At 71.0% G+C, this 25,180-nt stretch carries 21 protein-coding genes; 12 read left to right on the top strand and 9 right to left on the bottom strand.

What is annotated here, in order from left to right; all coding sequences use genetic code 11:
• Positions 1 to 2: 2 nt before the first annotated feature.
• Positions 3 to 3,992, bottom strand: a complete 3,990-nt coding sequence (locus AB0L53_RS46020) for a hypothetical protein (protein ID WP_364009057.1) — start codon at positions 3,990 to 3,992, stop codon at positions 3 to 5.
• A gap of 415 nt (positions 3,993 to 4,407) precedes the next feature.
• Here AB0L53_RS46020 and AB0L53_RS46015 point away from each other — a divergent pair, with 415 nt between their 5' ends.
• Together AB0L53_RS46015 and AB0L53_RS46010 are read left to right on the top strand one after the other, a co-directional pair.
• Positions 4,408 to 4,956 (top strand): GNAT family N-acetyltransferase, encoded by a 549-nt coding sequence (locus AB0L53_RS46015; RefSeq protein WP_364009054.1) that lies wholly within the window; start codon positions 4,408 to 4,410, stop codon positions 4,954 to 4,956.
• Positions 4,957 to 5,184: 228 nt separating this feature from the next.
• A complete protein-coding gene (locus AB0L53_RS46010) occupies positions 5,185 to 6,591 on the top strand; it encodes an APC family permease (RefSeq protein ID WP_364009051.1) in 1,407 nt (468 codons plus the stop codon).
• A gap of 302 nt (positions 6,592 to 6,893) precedes the next feature.
• Here the strand turns inward: AB0L53_RS46010 and AB0L53_RS46005 are convergent, their stop codons facing one another.
• Complete coding sequence (locus AB0L53_RS46005) at positions 6,894 to 7,535, bottom strand: hypothetical protein (protein ID WP_364009049.1); 642 nt, start codon at positions 7,533 to 7,535, stop codon at positions 6,894 to 6,896.
• A 129-nt stretch (positions 7,536 to 7,664) separates the two neighbouring features.
• On the opposite strand from AB0L53_RS46005, the gene AB0L53_RS46000 reads away from it, so the two are divergent.
• Complete coding sequence (locus AB0L53_RS46000; RefSeq protein WP_364009046.1) at positions 7,665 to 8,432, top strand: SDR family NAD(P)-dependent oxidoreductase; 768 nt, start codon at positions 7,665 to 7,667, stop codon at positions 8,430 to 8,432.
• Positions 8,433 to 8,502: 70 nt separating this feature from the next.
• Here the strand turns inward: AB0L53_RS46000 and AB0L53_RS45995 are convergent, their stop codons facing one another.
• Positions 8,503 to 9,135, bottom strand: a complete 633-nt coding sequence (locus AB0L53_RS45995; protein WP_364009043.1) for a helix-turn-helix domain-containing protein — start codon at positions 9,133 to 9,135, stop codon at positions 8,503 to 8,505.
• A 60-nt stretch (positions 9,136 to 9,195) separates the two neighbouring features.
• Here AB0L53_RS45995 and AB0L53_RS45990 point away from each other — a divergent pair, with 60 nt between their 5' ends.
• A complete protein-coding gene (locus tag AB0L53_RS45990) occupies positions 9,196 to 9,486 on the top strand; it encodes an antibiotic biosynthesis monooxygenase (RefSeq protein ID WP_364009040.1) in 291 nt (96 codons plus the stop codon).
• 102 nt (positions 9,487 to 9,588) lie between these two features.
• On the opposite strand, the gene AB0L53_RS45985 is transcribed toward AB0L53_RS45990, so the two are convergent.
• Genes AB0L53_RS45985 through AB0L53_RS45970 form a run of 4 tightly spaced genes read right to left on the bottom strand, consistent with a single transcriptional unit; the run spans position 9,589 to position 13,808 of the window.
• The gene (locus AB0L53_RS45985; RefSeq protein ID WP_364009037.1) at positions 9,589 to 11,037 is read right to left on the bottom strand and encodes an aldehyde dehydrogenase family protein; all 1,449 of its coding nucleotides are present in this window, start codon (positions 11,035 to 11,037) and stop codon (positions 9,589 to 9,591) included.
• Position 11,038: 1 nt separating this feature from the next.
• Positions 11,039 to 12,319 carry a P1 family peptidase gene (locus tag AB0L53_RS45980; protein WP_364009034.1) on the bottom strand — a complete coding sequence of 427 codons (1,281 nt, stop codon included), beginning with the start codon at positions 12,317 to 12,319 and terminating at the stop codon, positions 11,039 to 11,041.
• Entirely contained in the window at positions 12,262 to 13,443 is a 1,182-nt protein-coding gene (locus tag AB0L53_RS45975) for a M20 family metallopeptidase (RefSeq protein ID WP_364009031.1), read from the bottom strand. Before AB0L53_RS45975 ends, AB0L53_RS45980 begins: the two co-directional genes overlap by 58 nt.
• The gene (locus AB0L53_RS45970) at positions 13,440 to 13,808 is read right to left on the bottom strand and encodes an ABC transporter ATP-binding protein (RefSeq protein WP_364009028.1); all 369 of its coding nucleotides are present in this window, start codon (positions 13,806 to 13,808) and stop codon (positions 13,440 to 13,442) included. The genes AB0L53_RS45975 and AB0L53_RS45970 overlap by 4 nt, the downstream gene beginning before the upstream one ends.
• A 155-nt stretch (positions 13,809 to 13,963) precedes the next feature.
• On the opposite strand from AB0L53_RS45970, the gene AB0L53_RS45965 reads away from it, so the two are divergent.
• The 7 genes from AB0L53_RS45965 (at position 13,964) to AB0L53_RS45935 (ending at position 21,585) form a co-directional block, all read left to right on the top strand.
• Positions 13,964 to 14,113: a hypothetical protein gene (locus AB0L53_RS45965; RefSeq protein WP_364009025.1), complete on the top strand. Its 150-nt coding sequence runs from the start codon at positions 13,964 to 13,966 to the stop codon at positions 14,111 to 14,113.
• A gap of 20 nt (positions 14,114 to 14,133) precedes the next feature.
• A complete protein-coding gene (locus tag AB0L53_RS45960; protein WP_364009022.1) occupies positions 14,134 to 15,105 on the top strand; it encodes an adenylate/guanylate cyclase domain-containing protein in 972 nt (323 codons plus the stop codon).
• Positions 15,106 to 15,157: 52 nt separating this feature from the next.
• Positions 15,158 to 15,640, top strand: coding sequence for a SigE family RNA polymerase sigma factor (locus AB0L53_RS45955; RefSeq protein WP_364009019.1), 483 nt, complete (start codon positions 15,158 to 15,160; stop codon positions 15,638 to 15,640).
• The gene (locus tag AB0L53_RS45950) at positions 15,637 to 16,662 is read left to right on the top strand and encodes a hypothetical protein (protein WP_364009016.1); all 1,026 of its coding nucleotides are present in this window, start codon (positions 15,637 to 15,639) and stop codon (positions 16,660 to 16,662) included. The genes AB0L53_RS45955 and AB0L53_RS45950 overlap by 4 nt, the downstream gene beginning before the upstream one ends.
• Positions 16,663 to 16,704: 42 nt before the next feature.
• Positions 16,705 to 17,694 (top strand): LLM class flavin-dependent oxidoreductase, encoded by a 990-nt coding sequence (locus AB0L53_RS45945; RefSeq protein ID WP_364009014.1) that lies wholly within the window; start codon positions 16,705 to 16,707, stop codon positions 17,692 to 17,694.
• A gap of 90 nt (positions 17,695 to 17,784) precedes the next feature.
• Positions 17,785 to 19,965, top strand: coding sequence for a choice-of-anchor J domain-containing protein (locus AB0L53_RS45940; RefSeq protein ID WP_364009011.1), 2,181 nt, complete (start codon positions 17,785 to 17,787; stop codon positions 19,963 to 19,965).
• Positions 19,966 to 20,067: 102 nt separating this feature from the next.
• Positions 20,068 to 21,585, top strand: a complete 1,518-nt coding sequence (locus AB0L53_RS45935; RefSeq protein WP_364009008.1) for an acyl-CoA synthetase — start codon at positions 20,068 to 20,070, stop codon at positions 21,583 to 21,585.
• Between the two features lie 15 nt (positions 21,586 to 21,600).
• On the opposite strand, the gene AB0L53_RS45930 is transcribed toward AB0L53_RS45935, so the two are convergent.
• A complete protein-coding gene (locus AB0L53_RS45930; RefSeq protein ID WP_364009005.1) occupies positions 21,601 to 23,190 on the bottom strand; it encodes a benzoate-CoA ligase family protein in 1,590 nt (529 codons plus the stop codon).
• A gap of 112 nt (positions 23,191 to 23,302) precedes the next feature.
• On the opposite strand from AB0L53_RS45930, the gene AB0L53_RS45925 reads away from it, so the two are divergent.
• Entirely contained in the window at positions 23,303 to 24,121 is an 819-nt protein-coding gene (locus AB0L53_RS45925) for a PaaX family transcriptional regulator C-terminal domain-containing protein (RefSeq protein ID WP_364009002.1), read from the top strand.
• A gap of 60 nt (positions 24,122 to 24,181) precedes the next feature.
• Here the strand turns inward: AB0L53_RS45925 and AB0L53_RS45920 are convergent, their stop codons facing one another.
• Positions 24,182 to 25,123: an NUDIX domain-containing protein gene (locus AB0L53_RS45920; protein WP_364008999.1), complete on the bottom strand. Its 942-nt coding sequence runs from the start codon at positions 25,121 to 25,123 to the stop codon at positions 24,182 to 24,184.
• Positions 25,124 to 25,180: the final 57 nt, after the last annotated feature.

Genomic DNA, 25,180 nt, shown 5'->3' with positions numbered 1-25,180 from the left:
GCTCAGGTTTTGGGGGTGCCCGTGGCGCAATGCCCGACCTTGGTCCCCGCCACCTTCCACTCGGCGCCGGGGAACGGGGACATGAAGTGCGTCAGCAGGTCCACCGCGTAGTCGGGCACCTGGCCGCCGGGGTCGAGCAGTGACACCATCTGCGGGCCGTCCGCGCCGCGCAGCGTGATCGAGTTCGTGCCGTTCGCGGCGAAGCCCGGCTTGGCGTCGACGGTCAGGCAGGCCAGCTGCACGCCCACCGCGCTGATCGCCTGCTTGGCACCGATGCGGCGCATCCGCTGGTCGTAGCGGCGCAGGGCGAGCGAGGTAACCGGGCCGATGCGGACCGTGTCGCGGAAGATGTCGTTGCCGAGCTTGCGGCTCAGCTTGACGTTCACGTTGACGTCGGGGCGCAGGCTCACCCCGCTCGCGGCGAGGGCGAGGCGATCGTAGTTCCCCTCGAAACCGGGGGCGATGTAGCCCAGCGCGGGCGGCGCCTTCATCCCGAACGGGATCTTGCCCGGCCTGATCCGCAGCCACGCCATGCGGCGGATGTCCAGCGACAGGTCCTTGATCGTGCTCTTGCCGAGCCCGAAGTCACCGCCGACCTGGTAGGAGAGGAAGCCGGTGGTGTACGGGATCTCCTTGCTGACCGCGATGCGCTGCCGCGCGACCGGGTCGACGGTCAGCCCGCCGCGCACCTGGACCCGGCCTGTCGGCACCGGCCGGGACACCAGGTCGAGCGACTGGTCCGGGTTCAGCCGCACGGTGGTGTCGGCGGCCAGGTCGGTGACGTCGAGCGACACGTCGCCGAGCCGCCCCGTCCGGTCGATCAGCCCGCCTTCCACGCCGAGGTGGCCGTCGAGCGTGTTGACGCCGCCCAGCGCCTTGTAGGTGAGCGTGGGCATCCGCAGGTTCGCGGCGGAGGCGTCCGCGTCCACGCCGAATCGGGCCGGCACGTCGCCGAAGCGCAGCTCGCCGGTGCCCGCCCCGTCCACGGTGACCTTCGCGCTGAGGCGCTTGACGGCCGCGGAGTTCGTGACGCGGATGCGGGTCTGCGCGCCATAGCTGCCCTGTACGGCGACGGCGGCCGGGACCGGGTCGATGGCCACATGACCGCGCAGGGTGCCCGCCTCCGCCAGCAGGTCGAGCGAGCCCAGCGTCGCGGCGGGCTCGATCCGGTAGTTGGCCTGTACGGCGTTGCCCTGCGTCACGTCGAACGGGCCGACGGACATGCTGGTGATCTTCGAGGGCAGTCCGGTGAGCGTGGCCCGCGCCTTGATCGGCACCGGCGCCAGGATCGTACTGGCCAGGTAGACGCCCAGTGAGCGGCGCTTGGGCGTGAATCCGGCGAACGTGAACGCCTTCTTCGCCAGATCCACCGTGACCTGGTCCGGCAGGCCGGACACGTCGAGGTAGCCCTGGACGCCGAAGCAGCCGCGCTCCGTACAGAAGGCGCCCTGCTCGCACCCGGCGGACCCGGCGACGCAGCCGCCGTCCACCAGCGAGATGCCGCCGAGCACGGCCGGTGCGGCCGCCATGTTCTTGAGCGCGCCCGCCTTGCCGAGCCAGGCGCGGGCCGTCACGTCGAGCCGGGACCCCGAGTACGTGAGCGCGCCCCCTGCCGCCGAGACCGCCAGGCGGCCGGGCAGCGGGCCGAGCCTGCCGAGCAGGCCGAAGCGCAGGTCGCCCCGGGTGACGTCGGTGTCGAGGGCGAGCGTCTGCCGGGCCGCCTTGAAGTCGGCGGTGAAGCCCTGGTCCCCCGGACTGAACTCGACCGTGCGCAGGCCCTTGACCCGCACACTCGCGTCGAGGTCGCCGGTGGCCTCGTCGTAGTGGGCCGACAGGTGCGGCCCGGTGGGCACCTTGGCGCCGTCGTGGTTGGCGAACGCCACGGCCGCCGAGCCGACCGGGCCCGACAGCCCGCGAAAGCGGTAGGCCGCGCCGCTCCAGGAGGCGTCGAAGCGGGCGGGCACGCCGCTCACCTCGGCGGCGGCGGTGATGTAGCGGCCCTGTACGTTCGCGCGGGCCAGCGCGGAGACCGAGCGCACCGGGCCGTCCGAGGTCCAGGTCAGGGTCTTGGCGGCGGTGTCGGCCACCAGCCGGACGTGCTTGCGCACCCCCGACACCTCGACCTGGACGTCCTCGCCCTGGGGCTTGGTGACGTACGCCTTGTTGGCGTAGATGCGCGCCTTGCCCAGCGTGGAAGAAGAGGCGATGTCGACCGTCGAGCGCTCCCCCAGCTCCCAGCCGGCCTTGACGTCGTCGTGCACGCCCTGGATGGTGCCGTCGATCGTGGGCCCCGACCGGGTGTCGGTGTAGGCCGCCCTGATCTTGTCGATCACGCCGCTGGCCTGGTAGACGGCCTTGCGCGCGGCCGGGTCGAGGGTCACGTCGACCTTGGCGGGCGTGTTGGAGATCTCCAGCCTGGCCAGGCGGGTGCCGTCAATGCTGGCCGCGCCGAGGAAGGACCGGCCGCCGGCGCCGACCTCCAGCTGGGCGTGGGGCGCGGCGCCGTACGTGACGTCGAATCCGGACAGGCCGGTCAGCAGGCCGGACACGCCGACGGCGTCACCGTTCTTGATCATCGTGACGTGGCTGCCGCGCGGGCTGGAGACGGCGCCTCCGTCGCGCTGCAGCACGACCGCGAACCTGCCGATCTTCGAGCTGGTGGTGTGCGTCACGCGATGCTCGGCCAGGTCGTTCACCAAGCGCACCTTGGCGGGCAGCCCGCTGAGCTCGGCCCGCAGGACGGTCTTGGCGGCGGCCCGGTCGAAGTAGAGCAGCTTGGCCGACCCGGCCCGCGGGTGGCCCGAGTCGACGGTCAGGATCTGCTTGCCGTTCGTGGCGGTGTACGCGGCGGTCATGGACGGCGGGGCGCCGCGCACCTCGACGCTCGCCGCCCTGGCGAGAGCGCCGTCGGCGTAGACATAGTTGTGCAACTCGGCGTGGCGGATCGAGGTCGTGCTGCTGAAGCGGAGCCGGGCGCCGTCCTTGCCCCGGGTCAGCCCGATCTTGGCCTTGGTCGGCATCTTGTCCAGCGTCGCCCGGGTGTAGCGACTGCCGCTGACGGCCAGCGCGTCCAGCCTGGCGGCGGCCGAGCTGGTGACGTCCAGGGTGGTCGAGTCGAGGTCCACGTCGACCGCGAGCTTCTCGGTGGCGGGCGTCTGCCGCAGGCTCACCACGCTGCGGCCGGTCAGCCCGGCCACGATCGCGGCAGAAGCTCCCGGATCCGTACGATCTACGCTCGCCTTCACCCGCTTGCCCGTGAGGTCGACGGTGAAGGTGCCCCAGTCGGCGCCGGACAGCGAACCGCCCCGGTGCAGCCCGTCGAAACCGACCGACACCCGGCCGTCGTACTCCGCCCAGACCTGCGCCTTGAGGTTCGTCTCGGCGCCGGGCAGCCGCCTGACCGCGAAGCCGAGCCCGACGGAGGAGTCCTTGGGACTGGCCGTGGGCACCAGGTCGGCCGCCAGGTCCGGCATGCTGTCCCCGGTCACGTCGGCGGCGGCGGGCACGCCCACCGGACGGGTGACCGAGCAGGAGACCGGTACGGCCTCGCTCTCCACACAGAGCCGATAGGTCAGCGCGGAGACGACCTTCTGGGCAGCGAGCCGGTCGAACAGCCCGGCGACCGGGTTCTTCACCGCCAGCGTGGCCGCCTGACCGGTGTCGGGCAGCAGCCGCTTGGGATCGGGCCGCTGGGCACCGACGCGCTTGGCCGCCTCGGCGGTGATCTCGTTGACGAGCGTTGGGCCGGCGGGCGTCGTCACCTCCGGCGCCTGCGGGCCGACGGCCTCCGAGCCCGCGCCCCTGCGGGCCGGCGACGCCTCCATCGGCACGTTCACGGCCGCGGGCGCCGGCTGCCGTACGGCGGGCACCGGGCGGATCTTGGGCCCGGTCACCTGTTCGTTCTGCGGCCGTTCTTTGTTGTACGGCCGTTCGTACGACGGCGCTGCCGCGTGCGCGGTGACGGGCACGACCACCAGGGTCGCGCTGATCATGGAAGCGGAAACGAGCACGCGCCCCAAGGCGTGCCATGGATACCGCACGGAACAGTTACCCCCGAAGCGGTCTCAATCAGCCCATCAGAAACATAAGTCACGACACGACCACACTTCATCACTCACCGTCAAATCGGATCCGACATGGGACCCCAACCTCGGCAAATGTCCGGACTTATGTTCTGGCACAACCGGAAAACGGGCGCTGTCGGCTTTCGGGCATGCTGACGAACACGCGAGCGGCGGCCAGGGCTACAACGACAGCTCACGCGGCCACCGTCGGCGCGAACTGCGCGCAGGACAGGATCACCATGGCCAGCCGCGTGCTCGGTCAGATGGTTGCCCGCGCTCGGACGGCGCGGTAGCCGGAAAAAACCGGTCGAGGAGCCGCGACCCCGGTGGCTAGCGTGTGCGCGTGCACATCTACCTGGAGACCGACCGCCTGACCCTGCGCTGCTTCACCGAGGCCGACGCCGACGACCTCGTCGAGCTGCACAACGACCCCGACGTGATGCGCTACCTCAACGGCGGCAAGGCCACCCCGCGCGAGGTGATCGTCGGTGAGACGCTGCCCATCTTCATCGGCAGCGGCCACTTCTTCGCCGCCGTCGAGCGGGAGACGGGCGAGTTCCTGGGCTGGTTCCACCTGCGGGTGCCCAGGGGCGGCGCCGAGGACGAGCTCGAACTGGGCTACCGGCTGCGCAAGTCGTGCTGGGGCAAGGGCTACGCCACGGAGGGCTCACTGGCCCTCATCGACAAGGCGTTCGCTGAACTGGGCGCCCGCCGGGTCTTCGCCCAGACGATGGCGGTGAACCGCGGCTCCCGGCGGGTGATGGAGAAGTGCGGGCTGCGCTTCGTACGGACGTTCTTCCAGGACTGGCCGGACGTCATCGACGGATCCGATCAGGGCGAGGTGGAGTACGAACTGCTCAGATCGGACTGGGCGGCCCGCCCGAAGCGCTAGGCCCGTGATTGGGGCATCTCTAGCGTGGCGTCGCCGGCTCCGCCGTGGGGCGGAGGACGGCACGGAAGGCGGCCGGTGAGGGTCTCAGCGGGCATGGCGACTCTCCTACGAGATCGGGGATTCCCACGGGCCTTGCCTCACGAAGCCGCCGCGCGGGCCGGAGTATCCGCGGGCCAGGTGGGGTACGTGATCACCTACTACAGCGGCCGCACGATAAGGAATCCCCCTGTGGCACATACCAGTCCACCCGGCCATCTCGCGACGAACAGCGGCGAGCAGCCCAGCCTGAAGCAGGTGATGGGCCCGGGGCTGTTGCTGCTGTTCATCATCGGCGACATTCTCGGAACCGGCATCTACGCGCTGACCGGCCAGGTCGCGGGCGAGGTCGGGGGCGCCGCCTGGCTGCCCTTCGCCATCGCCTTCTTCGTCGCGTTGATCACGGCGTGCTCGTACCTGGAGCTGGTCACCAAATATCCGCAGGCCGCCGGAGCCGCGCTCTACGTGCACAAGGCGTTCGGCACGCACATCCTGACCTTCATGGTGTGCTTCGCCGTGATGTGCTCCGGCATCACCTCCGCCTCCGCCGCCTCGCGGGCCTTCGCCGCGAACCTCAGCACCGGATTCGGGCTCGACGCCGGCAACGGCGTCATCCTGATGATCGCTCTGGGTTTCATGCTCCTGGTCCTGGCGGTCAACCTGCGCGGCGTCGGCGAGAGTGTCAAGATCAACGTTGTGCTCACCGCGATCGAGCTCTCGGGACTGCTGCTCGTCATCGTGATCAGCCTGTACTTCATCTCCGGCGGGAACGCGGACTTCTCCCGCGTCGTCGCCTTCGAGACCCCCGAGGACAAGAGCGTGTTCCTGGCGGTCAGCGCCGCCACGTCGCTGGCGTTCTTCGCGATGGTCGGGTTCGAGGACTCGGTCAACATGGCGGAGGAGACGAAGAACCCGGCCCGGATCTTCCCCCGCATGATGCTCACCGGCCTCGGGATCACGGGTCTCATCTATGTGCTCGTCTCCATCTGCGCCGTCGCCGTGGTCCCCGTCGGAAAGCTCGCCGACAGCGAGACCCCGCTGTCGCTGGTGGTGCAGACCGCGGCCCCCGGCTTCCCGATCGCCGACCTGCTGCCGTTCATCTCGATGTTCGCCGTCGCCAACTCGGCGCTGATCAACATGCTGATGGCCAGCCGGCTGCTCTACGGGCTGGGCAGGCAGGGCGTGCTGCCGGCCTTCCTGGCGAACGTGCACCCCACGCGCCGCACCCCGCAGGCGGCGATCCTGTTCACCACCGCCATCGCGGGCGCTCTCATCACCTTCGTCTCGCTGGACCCGGAGAGCCCGGTCGTGGCCCTGCTGGGCGGGACGACGTCGCTGCTCCTGCTCGCGGTGTTCGCGCTCGTCAACCTGTCCGTGCTCGTCCTGCGCAAGGACCGGGTGCCCGGCAAGCACTTCAAGGCGGGCCGAATCCTGCCCGTGGTGGGCACGTTCACGTGCCTCTACCTGGTGCTGCCATGGTCCTCCGGGCGTCCGGCCGGCCAGTACCAGATCGCGGGCGTACTGCTGGCGATCGGCCTGGTCCTGTGGATCGTCACCTGGTACGTCCGGCAAAAGGAAAGCATGAACCGGTCCGCGTGATCTGAACCGGTCGGACAACTCATGCTGAGAGATCGAAGGCACGTCCGTCCCCGGCGTCGACCCTCGAGACCTCCGGTGACGATCACACACCTGCGGAAAACGGGGCTAGAAGACCACTTCAGATCTTGTGTTGGTGGCTGTGGCGCTGTGGTGGGATGGACTTGGGGGCCTTCTACGCCCGGCCGGGACCGAGCGTCCAGATGTCGCCGGTCCGGGTGAGTCCGAGGTTCCAGCGGGCAGGTCCGCAGGGGGTCGGGCGCTCCTCGCCCTGGTCCTTGGCCCACAAGATCTTCAGTGGTCTTCTAGGCGCTCAGCGCCGGCGTGCCGGGTCCGCGGCCGAGCAGCAGCGCCCCCAGCCACAGCACGGCCATCCCCACCGCGACCAGCGCCGAGTCACGGCCGACGCCGAGCATCGCCACGGCCAGCACCACGACCCCGGCCGCGACGACCACGGCGCTGAGCGAGGTGACCCGGTGCAGCACCGCCATGATCCCGGCCAGCACCAGCAGGGCCACGAAGAACAGCTGGGCCCCCACCGAGTACACGACCAGCTCCACCCCGGGATACCCCCGCACCTGGTCGAACACCGCCCGCATCGCCGCTCCGTCCGCCGAGGTGAACCCGGCCACCAGGTCGATGACGAGCTGAGCCACGTTGGCCAGGACGCTGAACAGCGCCACCCCGGTCGCCGCCCACACGGCCGCCTTCTGCCCGCGGGTCGTGGGCGCCGCCATCCGCCGCAGCTCCAGCACCATGACGCCGAACAGCAGGAACCCGAACAACCACACCGCGTGCGCCGCCGTCCACCACGGACCGGGCACGAGATCGCCGCCGATGGGACGCATGAGCAGCCAGCCGCCGAGGAAAGCGGCGGGGCCGGCGGTGAAGGAGGCCCTGGCGACGCTGTTCGCGAGGCTGTTCGCAGGGGTGTCGGTGGAGATCATGCCACCACGATGCCGCGCCGCCCCGGCCCGCATCATCGGTGATCGCCCCTGACCTGTCCCTGGGAATCGCCGACGCCATCTCAGGGCAGACCTGGTGTACTGGTCAGACCAGTTGCTAGGCTGGTCGCCATGACGGCATACGACGCGTTGTTCCGCCTGGATGGGCGGCGCGCAGTGGTTATCGGGTCCGGAAGCGGGATCGGGCGAGAGTCGGCGCTGGCACTGGCCGCGCACGGTGCCGAGGTGGTCTGCGCGGATCTGGATTCCGCCGCCGCCGAGGAGACCGCGAAGCGGTGCGGCGGGGCGGCGTCACGCGGGGTCGATGTCCTCGACGCGGCCGCCGTACGGGCCCTCGCCGCCGAAGCGCCCGCCGACGTGCTGGTGTTCACCGCCGCCACGAATGTGCGCAAGCGGCTGCTGGACTACTCCGGCGAGGAGTTCGAGCGGGTCGTACGCCTCAACCTGCGAGCCTCGTTCGACGTGATCCGCGCGTTCGGCGCCGGGATGGTGGAGCGCGGGCGCGGGTCGATCATCGGGTTCGCGTCGATCCGGGCATCGGTGACCGAACCCGGCCAGGGCGTCTACTCCGCCACCAAGGCCGGGCTGGTGCAGTTGCTGCGCACCGCCGCCGCCGAGTTCGGCCCGTCCGGCGTGCGGGTCAACGCGGTCGCGCCGGGCGTGGTCGAGACGCCGCTGACCCGGCAGATCAAGGACGACCCCGCCTGGTACGACGCGTACGCCGCCAAGAGCGCGCTCGGCCGGTGGGCGCGGGCGGAGGAGATGGCGGGCGCCGTGGTCTACCTGGCGAGCGACGCGGCGAGCTTCGTCACCGGCTCCGTCCTGTACGTGGACGGCGGCTGGACCGCCGTGGACGGACGCTTCGACCCACCCAACTGAGCAGCCGACGCGCCGACCGGCGTCGCCAGGCCAGGACCCGCGTCATCGGGCCAGGACCGGCGTCGCCAGGTCAGGGCCGGCAGAGTCGGCCGCGCAAGGTCTCGCCGACCCAGCTCTCCCAGCGCTCGCGTGACCAGCCGCGCTCCCGGACGAACAGCAGGTACAGCTCCGGGCTGAGCAGCCCGTACAGCACGTCAGCGATCTCCTCTTCCGGCAGGTCCGCCCGTGCGCCCGGCTTGCCGGCCAGCGCCTTGGCCGCCCTTTGCTGGACGACGTAACGCGGGTCGACGTCGTGCGGCCACAGGGCGGCGACCTCGGGGTCGCTCGCGGCCGCCGCCTCCAGCACCTTGCCGATCGGCGCGATCCGCTCCAGGACCGCGGTCGCGCCCGCGACGTAGGCGCGCAGCATGTCCTGGGCGGTGTCGGCGGCCAACGCCGCGACGTACCACGGCCGGTCCATCGTCGCCACCGGCTCGTCGTCACCCGCGATCGTCACGTCGACCAGTTCCTTCAGCAGGGCGCGCTTGTTGCCGAAGACGAAGTAGATCGTCTGCACCGCGACCCCGGCCCTTTCGGCGACGTCCTGCAGATTCGTCGCGCCGTATCCGTCCTGCGTGAACAGCTCCAACGCCGCCGTACGGATGCGCCGGCGCGTCTCCTTCGCCTTCTCCGCCCGCTTGTTCGGCCGCTTGACATCGCTCATGGCTAGAGTCTATCTCTAGATTAAGTCGCTAGAAGTCAACTCTAGAGAAATGGTCCAGCCATGTCAGTCATCAGCGTCACCCGTTTCCAGGCCGATCCCGCCGAGGCCGAACAGGTCCGGGCCCGGCACGCGACCCTGGTCTCCGCGGTCAGGGACAAGCTGCCCGGCCTTACCGAGGCGCGCCTCGGCCGGCTCGACGACGAGACGTGGGTCGGCGTCTGGCGTTGGGACTCGGCCGCCAGCCTGCAAGTGGCCCGCCAGACACTGCCCGGCACCGCCGCGGCCACAGCGGCGTTCGGGGTGGCCCGCGACGTCACCGCGGAGGACATCGAGATCCTCGACGAACTCTGACCCCTGTCCCGGCCCCGGGACCTGAGACCGGGGCCCCCGACACGCTCACCAGGCGACCGAACCGGTCTGTCCAACCTCGCGACGCCGAGGACCCACATCCCCTCAGGGGCGAATGATCGCCATCCGGGTCACCGTGAGCTCCTCGATGGCGAAGCGGGGCCCCTCCCTCCCGGCGCCCGAGTCCTTGACGCCGCCGTACGGCATGTTGTCCGCCCGGAACCCCGGCACCTCGTTGACCACCACCCCACCCGCCTCGATCCGGTCGATCGCGGCGAAGGCCGTGGCCAGCGAGCGGGTGAACACGGCGGCGTGCAGGCCGTACCTGGAGGCGTTGACGGCGGTGAACGCGGCGTCCAGGCCGGGCACCGAGCGTACGCACACCACCGGGCCGAAGATCTCCTCGTCCCAGGCGGCGGCTCCGTCGGGCACGTCGGCGAGCACGGTGGGCGCGATGGCCCGCCCGTCGAGCCCGCCGCCGGTGACGAGCGTCGCGCCCGAGTCGCGGACCCAGCCGAGCACCCGCTCGGTCGCGGCGGGGTCGATCAGCGGCGCCACCCGGGTCCGCGGGTCGCGGGGATCACCCACGACCACGTCCTTCATCCGCCCGGCCAGCAGCGACAGGAACTCCTCCCGAGCCGGCTCCTCCACCAGCACCCGCTGCACCGAGATGCACGCCTGCCCGGAGGCGTAGTAGCCGCCTCGCACCACCGCCGCGGCGGCGGCCTCCAGGTCGGCGTCGGCCGCCACCACGAGGGCGGCGTTCGACCCAAGCTCCAGCAGTACCTTGGTGGGCGCCGCGCTCTTCGCGATGGCGTGCCCGGCCGCCGCCGAGCCGGTGAACGACACGGCCCCGATCCGCCGGTCCGCGACCAACGTCTTGCCCACCTCGACGTCGCCGGTGACGAGCTGTACCCCGGCGGGAGGCAGCGCGTCCGACTCGCGAAGAAGATGGACGAGCCAGAGCGTCGCCAAAGGCGTCGCGGGCGCGGGCTTGACGATCACCGGACAACCCGCCGCCACCGCCGGGGCGATCTTGTGCACGGCCAGCAGCAGCGGGTAGTTGAAGCCGGTGATCCCGACCACCACCCCGATCGGCCGCCGCGTCCAGAACCCGATCAGCCCCTCCCCCGACGGCAGCAGGTCCAGCGGCACGGTCTCACCGTGCAGCCGGGCCACCTCCTCGGCTGCGGTGAGGAGCGTGACAAGCGTCCGCGCCACCTCGACCTGGCAGTCGACCAGCGGTTTCCCGGTCTCGAGTACGAGCAGGCGCTCGAACTCCGTACGCCGTGCGGCCAGGGCGTCGTGGGCGGCCATGAGCGCGGCGCGGCGGGCGTGCGAGGGGAGCGCGGCCATGGCGGGCGCGACCGCCAGCGCGGCCTCGACGGCCTGCCGGGCCAGCGCGGCGGTGCCGACGGGGGCGGCCGTCACCACCGAACCGTCGTACGGGAAGACCACGTCGGCGGTGTCCTCGACCTCGACCCACCCGTCACCCACGGGCAGCCCGCCGGGCCAGTCCCTGGACCAGTTCCCCGGCCAGTCCTGAAATGTCACGCTACTTCCCCCAAGCGCTTGGAAACACGTCTCGATACGCGGGCGCGCCGTCGCGGCCGGTGGCGGCGAGCACGGCGTGCGCCACGGCCCGGCTGAACACATCGGCCCCGGCGGCGAGCACGTCATGCAGCCCAGCGGCACCAGGCGCGTTCCTCCCGGCACCCACAGGCGCCGGCCCGGCGGCGCCTTCAGGGCCCCGGCTGCTCCCAGCAGCGCCCTCCACGCCCCGTGGGCTGCCGGCAGCGCCCTCGAAACCCACAGTGCCGAGTTCGGGGCTGGCCGGTGACGTGGTCCCGAGGAAAGGGAAGGGGAGGGCGCAGGTGGAGAGGCCGAAGATGGTGTCGCCGTCGACCATGGTGTGGGCGGGTCTGATCGCCCGGGCCAGCCCGTCGTGCGCCACGCCGGCCAGTTTGCCGCACTGTGCCTTGGTGAGCGTCAGATCGGTGGCCACCACGCCGATCGTCGTGTTGAACGACGTCACCGTGGCGCCCGGCCAGGCCGCCACCTCGTCCTCACCGGGCTCGCGGAGGTGGTCGAACTCGCCGGGCAGCCCGTAGCGGGTCCCGGACAGCCGTCCGCCGGCGGGGTCCAGCACGGACCCGACGGCGTTGACGACCGCCATCGCGGCCACGGTGACCCCGGAGGGCAGGACGACACTGGCCGTACCGATGCCGCCGGCCAGCCCGCCCGCCACGGCGCCGGTGCCCGCCCCGACCGACCCGCACGTCCATGGGTCCGGGCCGTGGGAGTGGGCGGCGGCGTCGTACGCCTCAGCGCCCAGCGAGCCGTCCGGTACGGCTCGGAACGCGCCGCCACGGCCCAGGTCGTAGATGACGGCGGCGGGCACGATCGGCACCACGCCGCCCTCCACCGGGAAGCCGATCCCCGCGTCCGCCAGCCGGTCCATGACCCCGCAGGCGGCGCTGAGCCCGTACGCGCTGCCGCCCGTCAGGACGATGGCGTGCACCCGCTCCACCAGGTTGCGCGGGTCGAGGAGCTCGGTCTCCCGGGTGCCCGGCGCGGCTCCCCGCACGTCCACCCCGGCCACCATGCCGCCGGGCGGCGCGAGCACGACGGTGGTCCCCGTGCGGTAACCATCGCCCACCCGCTGCGCGTGCCCGACCCGCAGCCCGGCGACGTCCACCAGCGAGTTCGTCGCCCCGGCCGTCACGACAACGCGCGGCTGAGCTCCGGCGGCCACGCGAATCGGGCCCGACCCGGCCGTCACGACGCGAACCGCGTCAGGAAGCGCCGGGCCGCCTCGGCGAACACGCGAGTGCATCGCACGATCTCCGCCACCTCCACGTACTCGTCCGCCTGATGCGCGATCCACTTGCCGCCCGGCCCGTACACGACCGACGGGATCCCGCCCCAATGCGTCAGCACGGTGCCGTCCGTGGATCCGGGCACGCCGCCGTAAACGGGCGCGGCGCCCGTCACGTGCTGGTGCGCTGCGGCCAAAGCGACCACCACGGGGTCGGAGACGGGCACGTCCACCGGCGGCCGGTCCACCAGGATGGACACCTCCGCCGCGATCCCCTCGAAGGCCGCCAGCACGGCCACCCGCTCGGCCACCGGCTTGTGCTCCACGCCGGGGATCGTCCGCACGTCGATGAAGACCGACGCGGTCGCGGGAATGACGTTCACCTGCTCCTCGGTCCCGGCCCGCACCACGGTCGGCGTCACGTACACCTCGCCGAGGTGCTCGTGCGCGGGGTGCAGCCCCTGCAGCTCCGTCTCCAGCGCGCGCAGCGCCACCAGCAGCGCCCCGACCGCCTGGACGGGGTTGCGGCCGTGCTGCGGCATCGCGCCGTGCGCCATCTTGCCGGTGAAGTCGACCCGCAGCCGCAGCGCGCCCTTGGCGACCGCGCAGATCTCCCCGGCCTCGGGTTCGGCCACGATGGCCCCGTCCACGTCGGCGGCCAGGCCGGAGGCGACGAAGTGGTGGGCGCCGAGCATCAGGCCCTCCTCGTCGGCCAGCGCGCACACCTTGATCCGCCCGGGGAACGGCCCGGCCAGCTGCAGGGCACGGGTGGCGTAGAGGGTGGCGGCCAGGCCCGACTTCATGTCCGCGCTGCCGCGCCCCCACAGCCGCCCGTCGCGAATCTCCCCGCCGAACGGGTCCACGGTCCACGTCGACAGGTCGCCCTCGGTGACCACGTCGGTGTGTCCCTCGAACATCAGCGTCGGCCCATCACCCCCGCCGCCCTCGACCACGGCCACGACGTTGGGCCGGCCGGGCGCGGCCTCGTCCACGACCGGCTCCCATCCCCACTCGCGCATCTTGGCGGCGACCAGCTCGGCGGCGGGCCGCTCGTCGCGGCCGCGCGCCGGGTCGTTGGTGCTCGGGATGCGGACCAGCGCCTGGGTGAACTCGACGACCCCGACCTCATCCACCTCGATCACAGCAATCCCTCCAATGTCGGTACGGCCTGCGGCAGCGTCCGCGTGTAAGCGTCCTGCGGTGCGGCCCAGACCTCGTCCACGGGCCCGGTCTCCACGATCGAGCCGTCGTTCATGACCGCGACGCTCTCGCAGACGTTCCGTACCACGGACAGGTCGTGCGAGACGAAGACCAGGGTGAGGCCGAGCTCGTCGACCAGGTCGGCCGACAGGTTGCGGATCTGGCCACGCGCAGAGACGTCGAGGGCGCTGACCGGCTCGTCGGCGACCAGCACCTGGGGCCGGGGCGCGAGCGCCCGGGCGATGGCGATGCGCTGCCGCCAGTGAGGCGGCCTGCCCGCCGTTGGATCCGCCCTGCGCCCCGCCACCGCCGCCGCAGGCGGCCGTGGCCAGCAGGAGACCGCCCACGGCGATCCAGGTGCCCGATTCGCCCCATGTCTTACAGCCTCCTGGCTAGTGCACTGGTCGGACCAGTAGGCTACGCAGATTGCCAGTCCACGACGGCTCGGGTCAAGGGGGCTTCATGGGTGCTCCACGGTTCGAGCCGGTGCGTACCGTCCGTACCGGTGACGGTCCGCTGGCCGCCCGGCTCTCCCGGGAGACGATGTACGACTACCAGGTGGGATATGTCCCGGAGGCCGAGCGGCCCGCTCTGCGTGCGCTACTGGAGTAGCCAGGTGTTATGTTGCGGTCGTGGCGCGCGAGGATCCCGACGGACTGACGGAGGCGTTCCTTCGCGAGCCCCGTCGTTACACCAGCCACCAGGTCGCCGACATGGCCGGTGTCCCGGTCTATCGCGCCCGCAGGTTCTGGCGCGCCCTGGGTTTCGCGAACGTCGCCGACGACGCCGTCGAGTTCACCGACTCCGACGTGGCGGCCCTGCGGACGCTGCTCGGCATGGTGAGCGACGGGGTCTACGACGAGGAACACGTACTCCTGATGGCCAGGTCCCTGGGCCGGGCGACGGCGCGGCTGGCCGAGTCGCAGGCCGAACTGGGCGCCGACGCGCTCGACCAGGCGGGCGTGCCGCTGAGCGAGCGGCCGCGGGCGTGGCGCAGGCGGGCGGATCGGGTGATGCCCGACCTGGCCCGGCTGCTGGTCTACGCGTGGCGGCGCAACCTGGCCGCCTCCGCCCACCGGCTGGCCGAGCAGGAGACGAGCGCGGCCCGGCTGACGGTGGGGTTCGCCGACCTGGTCGGGTTCACCAGGCTGAGCAGGCAGATCACCGAGACGGAGCTGGCCGGGCTGGTCGACAGGTTCGAGGGCCGCTCGGCCGACGTGGTGACCTCGGGCGGCGGGCGCATCGTCAAGACGCTGGGCGACTCGGTGCTGTTCGTGTCGGGGAAGGCGCACGAGGCGGCGGAGATCGGCCTGCGCCTGATCGAGACCCACGCCAAGGACAAGGGCATGCCGCAGCTGCGCGTGGGGCTGGCCGTGGGGCCGGTGCTCGGCCGGATGGGCGACGTGTTCGGCACTCCGGTCAACCTGGCCAGCAGGCTGACCGCGCTGGCCTATCCGGACACGATCCTGGCGGGCCCGGAGATGGCCGAGGAGCTGGAGGGCGACCGGGCCTTCGAGCTGCGCCCGGTCAGACGCCTGTCCGTACGAGGGCTGGGCGAGCTGGTCCCCTTCACTCTCAGCCGCCAGATGGACGGGGCAACCTAGGTCCGCACTCGATGCGTCCCTACCGTCGACAGGCAACGACAGGAGGCGGTACGTGGCGGACCGGGGGATATATCAGGACTTCGTGGTCACTCGATCGGATCGGCTGTTACGCACGGCGTACCTGCTGACCCACGACTGGGCGAGCGCGGAAGACCTGCTCCAGGAGTCGCTGGCCAAGGCGTGGTTCGCCTGGGCTCGTGTGGAGGAGCCAGAGGCGTACGTGCGCAAGGTCCTGGTGACCACCTACACCTCGTGGTGGCGCAGGAGATGGCGACGTGAGCTGCCGAGCGACGACCTGCCGGACACCCCGGCAAGCGATCCGGTCTCCGACGACCGCGACGCGCTGTGGCGGGCCGTCGGCCGGCTTCCCGCCAGGCAACGGGCGGTGGTGGTGCTGCGCTTCTACGAGGACCTGCCGGTGACGGAGGTGGCCCGGCTGCTGGGCTGCGAGCCCGGCACGGTCAAGAGCCAGAGCGCCAAGGCGCTGGCCAAGCTGCGAGTGGACGAAACGATCGTGAAGGAGCTGCACCGATGACCGTTCACGACCTGCGGGACGTCCTGCGCGAGCACGGTGACGGCCCCTCCCCCGCCAACCCGGCCCGGCACGAAGAGATAGCGGCCCGCATCCGGCGGATCCGCCTGCGCAGGCGCGTGCTGGGCGGCGGCGGGGTGGTCGCGGTGGCGGCGGCCGTCGCGCTGGGCGCCTCCTTTCTCACCAGGCCCCTCTCCGGACCGGCGGAGCCGCGGCGCGAGAGCGCCGCCGAGGCCACCGCCGCCCCCAAGGAACTGGCGGGCTTGCTGCCGGAGCAGTTCACCGCTTCGGACGGCACGAAGTACCGGCGGATCGCCATCACGTCGATCAAAAGGACGGGGCCGACCAAGGTGTCCGTGACGTTCCCGGTCTCCGGTAAGCCGCTCGACGTCGGAGCGGTCTGCGCGGGGCCGGACAGCAGCGCGCCGAGGATATCCGTGGGCAACACGCCCCTGATGGCCCACTTCGCCGGGTGCTCAAGGCGCATGCAGCTGAAGCCGCTCCAACTGCCGCCCGCCACGAACGGCAAGCTCACGCTCACCTTCGACACGACAACCAGCGGCAGGGCTTGCCTCGTACGAAACGGCAAGTGTGTGCCGCAGAAATTCACCCGCGGCGCCTGGTCGCTGGCCGTCTACGAGTGGACGCCACCCGTGCGACCGGCCGAGCCGCCGCCGCTCAAAGCCCTGCCGGAACAGGCGGGGAAGGCACGGCTCGTGGAGACGAAGACCGGCGTCTGGCCCAAGGACGGCTCCGCCACGTTCAAGGTGCGGGGCAAGGTGGGCTTCGACACGCTGTGCACCGGCGACCTGGCCGGTCGCCTGTGGTTCAGCTTCATGGCGAACGGCCACCCGGCGGGGGGCAGCGGCTCCTGCGGCGTATGGGAGGGTGGCGCCTTCCCCTCGGCGGTGAGCGAGTTCAGCTATCCCACGAACAAGACGACCACCGTCAAGGTCACCTGGAAGCTACTGGGCACTACCACCAACCGCCCGGTCCGCTGGTCGGTCGGCCTCTACCAGAAGTAGCCCGGAAGTAGCCGCGCCCCGGCGCTGTTGCCGACATATGTGATGAAGCTTTCGATCCTCGATCGCTCCCTCGTCCGCGAGGGGCACGACCCGGCGACGGCGCTGCGCGACACCGTCAGGTTCGCCCGGCAGGCGGAGGAGCTCGGCTACCACCGGTTCTGGGTGTCGGAGCACCACAGCGTGCCAGGGGTGGCCGGCTCGGCGCCGACCGTGCTGGCCGCCGCCGTCGCCGCGGCCACCGGCCGGATCAGGGTGGGCACGGGTGGCGTGATGCTGCCCAACCACCGGCCGTTGGTGGTGGCCGAGCAGTTCGGCGTGCTGGAGGCGCTGAACCCGGGCCGCGTCGACATGGGGCTCGGCCGCTCGGTGGGCTTCACCGGCGGCATTCGCCGGGCGCTCGGCCATGGCAAGGAGGACGCCGACGAGTTCGGCGGGCAGCTGGAAGAGCTGCTCGGCTATTTCACCGGGGACCAGCGGGGGCATCCCGGTGTGCACGCGCTGCCCGCCGAAGGGCTGCGGCCGCAGGTGTTCGTGCTGGCCATGGGCTCAGGGGCGGACATCGCCGCCGAACATGGGCTGCCGATGGTGATCGGCGGCGGCGGGGCCCGGCTGCGGGAGGCGATCTCGCGCTACCGCACCGGGTTCCGCCCCTCGGCCTGGGCTGCCAGGCCGAATGTCATCGTGGCGGCGAACGTCGCGGTCGGTGAGACGGCCCGCGAGGCGGAGCTGCTGCAGGTGCCGGAGGCGTGGGCGACCGCGCGCTCGCGCACGAGCGGCGCCTTCCCGCCGCTGTCCCCGGCCGAGCGAGTGCTGGCGACGGAGATGACCGAGCGGGAGCGGGCGCTGTTCGAGGAGTCCCGCAAGGGGCAGATCCACGGCACCGCGCACGAGGTCGAGATCGAACTCGGCGCGCTGGTCGAGCTCACCGGCGCGGACGAGGTCCTGGTGACCATGAACAGCTTTGACCTGGACCGGAGGCTCGATTCCTACCGGCGGCTGGCTCGGATAGCCGAGCGAGTACGAATTCGATAAGGCTTTTTGGCAATTGACTTACTTGCGCGCCCATCGCTTGGTCAGATAGTCACATTTTGTCACCCTCGCTGACCACTCCAAGGGGGCTTCATGGGGCGCACCCGATTCATCGGAATCGCGGCCTTGATCATGGCATTACCGTTTTTGTCCGCCGTACCGGCGCAGGCCGAGCCGAAGGCTCCGCCGGCCAGCGACATCCGAGAGCTCTCCCGCAAGGACTTCAAGCTCGACGGCAAGCCCGTGGACGTTCCCGCCAAGTACGAGGCCAAGGCGCGGGCCAAGACGAAGGCCGCCGCCGACACGCCGCCGGTCGGCACGGTCCGGCAGTGGCTCGGGCTGGACGACTTCAACGGCACGCTCTACCGCAAGGACTACACGCTGCGCGGTGTCGGCAACAACATCGAGGTCTGGGTCGCCAACGACCTGTCCTTCCCCGCCGGCGACTGCCGGGCGCAGATCGCCAACTCCACGCAGGTCACCGACGCGCAGGTGGCGGACCTGGTCACCCAGTTCGACACCAACATGTACCCGAAGGAGACCGCCACCTTCAGCACGCCGCCGGACCGCGACGGCACCAACGCCGTCCTCGGCCCCGACGCCAACGGCAACGGCGGCGTCTACACCGGCGGCGGCAACAAGACCGTCACCCTGGTCGACAACGTCAGGGACGACAACTACTACAGCTTCCCCGCCGCTCCGACGTACATCGCGGGCTTCTTCTCCAGCCAGTTCAACGAGCTGCTGGACCGCAATGTCATGACGATCGACGCCTTCGACTGGGCGCACCGCACCGGCGCGAACCCGCCCGACGAGCCGACCGCCGACCTGTGCACCTCGCGCCCGGCCCGGCCGCGCCAGTACGAGGGCACGTTCGCGCACGAGTGGCAGCACCTGGCGCACTACTACACCGACCCGCTCGAGACCACCTGGATGAACGAGGGCCTGTCGGACTTCGCGATGTCGCTGGTCGGTTACTCCAACCCCAAGGCGACCGTCAACGAGCGCGGCACCGACACCCACATCTACTGCTTCCAGGGCTTCGGTATCGTCCAGACGCCGTACAACACCAACCCGCGCGACTGCGGCGGCCCGGAGAACTCGCTCAACATCTGGGGTGAGGGCGCCAACGCCAACGGCGTGCTGGCCGACTACGGCAACGCGTACTCGTTGATGGTGTTCCTGTACGACAGGTACGGCACGGCGTTCATGTCGGGGCTGCACCGTGACGGCACACTGCAGGGCCTGGCGAGCCTGAAGGCGAACCTGGCGGCGGCGGGCGCCAAGAACATGTACCAGGTGATCCACGACTTCCAGACCTCCACCCTGGTGGACCGGATCGTCGGCGGCACCAAGGGCGTCATGCTCGGCGTGCCCAAGAAGCGCGTGACGACCGCCAGCCTGAACGCCACCGTCAACCTGGCGAACCCGGCCACCTACAAGACCGCCGGCGCCGCCCCCAACGGCGCCGACTACGTGCCGCTGCAGAAGGCGGACGGCAAGTTCCTGCGCGGGGTGGACCTGCGCTCGCTGTCGTTCGAGGGCGCCAAGACCCTGCCCGCCCAGCCGCTGACCTGGACCGTCGTCTCCGACGACCCGGACCGCGCGGGCAACCCGGTGCTGTTCTCCGGCAACGCCAGCAACACCAACGCCGCCGCCGTCACCAAGGTGACCGTCCCGGCCGCCGACCCGACGCTGCGCTTCCTCGCCAAGTACGGGGCGGAGCAGGGATTCGACTACGGTTACGTGATCGTCTCCACCGACGGCGGCAAGACCTACACCTCGATCCCCGGTGACAAGACGGTCACGGGCCCGCTCGGCCCCGGCGTCAACGGCACCACGACCGGCTTCGAGCCGCACACTTACAGCCTGTCGGCCTACTCCGGCAAGGAGATCCTCCTCGGCTTCCGCTACGTCAGCGACGGCGGGGTCAACGAGGGCGGCTGGAAGATCGACGACATCATGGTCGGCGCCACGGCGGTCAGCGACGGCTCGTCGCTCGACCCGTTCGACTCGCCGACCGAGGTCTTCCCGACTCCGGTCGAGAACTGGAACGTCCGGCTGATCGGCCTCGACGAGAAGCACTCGGTGGCGCTGCAGCTGGAGTCCAACGGCAAGAACAGCGTCAGCCTCAACCGGCTGCAGCTGGCCACGATGCTGCCGTTCCCGACGGTGGTCGCGGTCGTGGCCTACGACGACTCGACGGAGCAGGTCGGCCAGTACGCGCCGTACACGCTCAAGGTCAACGGCGTCGTCCAGCCTGGCGGAAACTGACCGCGTGATCTGAGGGCGCCCGGCGCGTTTCGCGGCGGGCGCTTTCGCGTTCCCGCTGCGGGTTAGGATCACCGAACATGGTTCGGTGGAGAGGATTCACCCATGACGACTCGCCAGCATGCCCTCGGCGACCTGCTGCGGCGCTCGGCCGCGCGGTTCCCCGCCAAGACCGCGATCGTGTACGGCCAGGCGCGGTGGACCTACGCCGAGCTGGACCGGGCGGTGAACCGCATGGCCAACGCGCTGGCCGCCCGGGGTGTGGGCAAGGGTGACAGGTTCGCCCTGTTCAGCCATAACAACGATGCCTTCGTGGTGGCGTACTTCGCGCTGGCCCGGCTGGGCGTGATCTCCGTGCCGATCAACTTCATGCTGGGCACCGATGAGGTCTCCTACATCCTGCGGCACGCGGGGGCGACGGGCCTGCTGGTGGAGGATGCGCTGCTGCCCGTGGCCGAGCAGGCCGTCTCCGACAGGGTCGCGGTGCGCGGGGTGATCGGGCACGCCGAAGGGTGGGAGCCGGTCACGGACTGGCTGGCGCACGGCGACGACGCCGCGCCGCAGGTGGAGATCGCCGACGACGACCCGATTCAGCTCATGTACACCAGCGGCACCGAGTCCAGGCCCAAGGGCGCCACTCTGTCCAGCCGCGGCCTGATCGCCCAGTACACCTCGTGCGTGATCGACGGCGAGATGAGCCCCGCGGACGTGGAGGTGCACGCGCTGCCGCTCTACCACTGCGCGCAACTGCACTGCTTTCTCACGCCCGGCCTCTATCTCGGCGCCACCAACGTGATCCTGCCCGGCGCCGATCCGGCGGCCATCCTGGCGGCGATCGAGGCGGAGGGCGCCACCAAGCTGTTCTGCCCGCCGACCGTCTGGATCGGCCTGCTGCGCCACCCCGACTTCGACCGCCGCGACCTGTCGTCGCTGCGCAAGGGCTACTACGGCGCGTCGATCATGCCGGTCGAGGTGCTGAAGGAGATCGCCGCGCGGCTGCCGGGGGTGCGGCTGTTCAACTTCTACGGCCAGACCGAGATGGCGCCCGTGGCCACCATCCTGGGCCCGGACGAGCAGCTGACCAGGCTCGGCTCGGCGGGCCGGCCCGCCCTGAACGTCGAGACCAGGATCGTCGACGACAACGACGAGCCGGTGCCGCCCGGTGTGGTCGGCGAGATCGTGCACCGCAGCCCCCACGCCATGCTCGGCTACTGGAACGACCCGGACAAGACCGCCGAGGCGTTCCGCGGCGGCTGGTTCCACAGCGGCGACCTGGGCGTACTGGACGCCGACGGCTATCTGTCGGTCGTGGACCGAAAGAAGGACATGATCAAGTCCGGCGGCGAGAACGTGGCCAGCCGGGAGGTCGAGGAGGCGATCTACCAGCACCCGGCCGTCGCGGAGGCGGCGGTGTTCGGGGTGCCCGACCCGCGGTGGATCGAGGCGGTGACGGCCGCCGTCGTCCTGCGTGAGGGCGCCGGCCTGACCGCCGACGAGCTGATCTCCTTCCTGCGGGTACGGCTGGCGGCCTTCAAGACGCCGAAGACGGTGGTGTTCGTGGAGTCGCTGCCCAAGAACGCCAGCGGCAAGGTGCTGAAGAGGGAGCTTCGCGGGCTGTGGTGACAGTGCCCGGCTTGACTATTCGCCGAGCCGGTCGGCGGCGATCTGCCGGATGACCACGCGCTGGATCTTGCCGGTGGCGGTCTTGGGGAGTTCCTCCAGCACCAGCACCTCGCGCGGCCGTTTGAAGGAGGCCAGCCCGTCGCGGCAGAAGGCGATGAGCTCCGCCGCGTCCACCGTCTTCCCGGCGGCGGGCACCACGCAGGCGACCGGCTTCTCCAGCCCGTTCGCGTCGGTGAAGGCGACGACCGCGGCCTCGCCGACCGACTCGTGCTGCAGCAGCCGGGACTCGACCTCCATCGGCGACACCCAGATGCCACTCGCCTTGATCATGTCGTTCGAGCGGCCGAGGCACTGGTAGACGCCGTCGGCGTCGCGTACGTAGGTGTCGCCGGTGCGTAACCACTCCCCTTGGAACACCTGCCGGGTGGTGTCGGTCCGGCACCAGTAGCCGGTGGCGATGGAGTCGCCGCGTACGTACAGGTGGCCCGGCTGGCCGTCGGCCACCGGGCTGCCGGAGTCGTCGAGCAGCTTGCACTCGTATCCGGGTACGACGGTGCCCGAAGTGCCTGGCTTGACCTGGCCCGGACGGTTGGAGATAAAGATGTGCAGGGCCTCGGTCGAACCGATGCCGTCGACGATGTCGACGCCGAACCTCTCGGTGAAACGCCGGTAGATCTCCGCCGGCAACGCCTCTCCCGCCGAGGCCGCCAGCCGTACCGAGGAGAAGGTGTCGTCGGGCGCGTCGGAGGCGAGCAGGCCCGCGTAGAACGTCGGCCCGGCGAAGAACAGCGTCGGCCGCTCGGCCACCACCCGCGCCACCACCCCCGGCGGGGTGGGCCTGAAGGGATCGAGCACCGTCGTCGCGCCCACCGACAGCGGGAAGAACAGCGAGTTGCCGATGCCATAGGCGAAGAACAGCCGGGCGACCGAGAAGCACCGGTCCTCCGGCGTGATGCCCAGGACCTGCCGGCCGTAGGTCTCGCAGACGTCCCTGATGGCGCCGTGCCGGTGCATGGCCGCCTTCGGCGCGCCGGTCGTGCCCGAGGTGTAGAGCCACAGCGCGGGCGAGTCCGTCCAGGTCTGGTACGGCTCGCCCACCGTACGGCCGGCGTCCACCACGTCCGCCAGCGAGCACACCGGGACGCTGACGTCCGCGTCGGAGGCCGGGACGACGTCGGCCGCCCGCTGGCCCACGTTGCCGGTCAGGACGAGCAGGGCGACCTCGGGCGCGTTGACCAGCGCCACCCTGACCGCCGGCTCGTACTCGGGCGTCGCCACCACCACGCGGGCCCGCGAGTCGCGGATCAGGGCGCCGAGCTCCACGCCGTTGTACATGGTGGACAGCGGCACCGCGACGCCGCCCATACGCATGACGGCCAGGATGGTGACGAGCGTCTCGGGGCGGTCGGACATGACGAGCGCCACGCGTTCCTCGGGCCGGACGCCGACCACCCGCAGCCCGGAGGAGAGCTCACCGACACGGGCCGCGAGCTGGGAGTATGTGAGTGTGCCGGCCGAGCCCGCGACCGCGGTGTGCGCACCGCGACCGGCTTCGACCTGACGATCCACGAGATAGAGACTGGCGTTGAACGACTCCGATGACATGGTCGTCCTTACAGGGAGGGAGACACGCCGTACGAGAATCTTCTATACAGAATTGATGCATCGTCAACTACTTGTAGCATTGAATCAGACTCCCGCCTCCAAAGGAGGATAAATGGCCAGGCTGCCCCGCCACCATCAGTCGAGCGCGAGGTCGATGCTGCTGACGGTGCTGGGCGAGCACGTGCTGCCCTCCGATGAGCCGGCGTGGACGTCGGCGCTGCTGCACGTGATGGGCGGGCTCGGGGTGGAGGAGAAGTCGGCCAGGCAGGCGCTGGCGCGGATGGCCGCCGACGGGTGGATCGTGTCGGCGCGGTCCGGGCGGCGGGTGCGGTGGTCGCTGACGCGGCGCGGCCGCGAACTGCTGACGGAGGGGGCCGAGCGGATCTACGCGTTCGGCCGCGACCGCGAGCCGTGGGACGGCCGCTGGGTGGTGCTGATCGCGAGCGTGCCGGAGTCCAGGCGCGAGCTACGCCACCGGCTGCGTACCGGTCTGACGTGGGCGGGCTTCGGCAGTCCCGTGCCCGGGGTGTGGGTCAGCCCGCACACCACCCGCGAGGCCGAGGCCAAGCAGGTGGTCGAGGGGCTGGGGCTGGACGTGGCGGTGTTCTCGTTCAACGGGCCCTACGCGGGGATCGGCTCCGAACGGACGCTGGTGGAGCAGGCCTGGCACCTGGGGGAGCTGGCGGCGCACTATCAGGAGTTCATCCAGGAGTTCGCCGGCATGCGGCCCGAGCCGGGCGATCCGGTGCTGCTGGCGCAGGTGCGGCTCGTACACGAGTGGCGGCGCTTCCCGATGCTCGACCCGCGCCTGCCCCTGGAGCTGTCGCCGCCGAACTGGATCGGGGTGCGCGCGGCCAACGTCTTCAACGACCTGCACGGCACCTGGCTGGCGGGCGCGCGGCGGCAGTGGGACGAACTGCGAAACATGTGACACTTTCCTTGCGGGGCGTCACAATGATGTCAAATGCTGCTCCGCAGACCATCCGTAATGTCAACGCTCCGCAGGCCATCCGTACAGCGCGAACGGCTCCTCCTCTAGCACCCTGGCGATGGCCGCGGCCGGGTAGCCGATGGTGTCGTCGGGCAGCTGACCGAGCGGCCGCCAAGCGAGCGCGGAGCACTTGTGCGGCTCGGCGTTGTAGGGCTCGCCGGTCCACTTCCTGGCGACGAAGAACAAACCGACACGGTCGGGGGCGCGGTGCATGACGTGGACGAACTCCAGGTCCTCCGGCCGGATGGTGACGCCGACCTCCTCGCGAGCCTCCCTGACGGCCGCGCCGACCACCGACTCATCGGGCTCCAGGTGCCCCGAGGGCAGGTGCCATTGGCCGTCGCCGTAGCCGGTGCCGGCCCGCTTGCCGAGGAGCACCGTGCCGTCACGGACGAGCATCACGTGCACGTCGACAATGGCCCGAAACCGCTCGGGACGCGGCTCCCCGACGGCCTCACCGGCAGCGTCCAGACGCGGGCTCCCAACGGTTTTCGCAGCCGGCTCACCGGCGGCCTCCACGGTTTTCGCAGCCGCCTCCTCAACGGCCTTCGGGACCGTCTCGCCGGGGCCTGACGGTGGCTTGCCGGTGTCCTCGGGGCGGCGGTCGAGTGCCTGGGCCCATTTGACGGCGACCGCGGCCACCTGGATCAGCTCGGTGCGCAGCGCCTCTGGGTCCGATTCGGCGAACGCCTCCAGAACCTCCTCGCGCAGGATGTGCCGCCAGGTCAGCTCCCCGCGCCGGGCCGCCTCCTCCGTCTCCCGCCGCGCCCGGTCGGCCTCGGCCACCGCGCCCTCGGCCCCAGTGCCGTCGGGCACGGCCTGCATGCCCCACTTGGCGTCCTGCGCCGCGCGCTCGGCCGCCACGTCGCCGAGCACCCTGGCCAGCGACCCCGGCACACCCGCGTCGCCATCGTGCGCCGCCCCGCCGTCATCCCTCGTCATGGACGACGAGTCTGCCCCATCCCCCTGACAGAACCCACCGACGACAACACCGGGCGG

This window comes from Nonomuraea sp. NPDC052129, assembly GCF_040680095.1.
GTDB lineage: Bacteria > Actinomycetota > Actinomycetes > Streptosporangiales > Streptosporangiaceae > Nonomuraea.
Note: the sequence above shows the minus strand (reverse complement) of the source record. Positions and strands in the feature narration are given on the sequence as shown.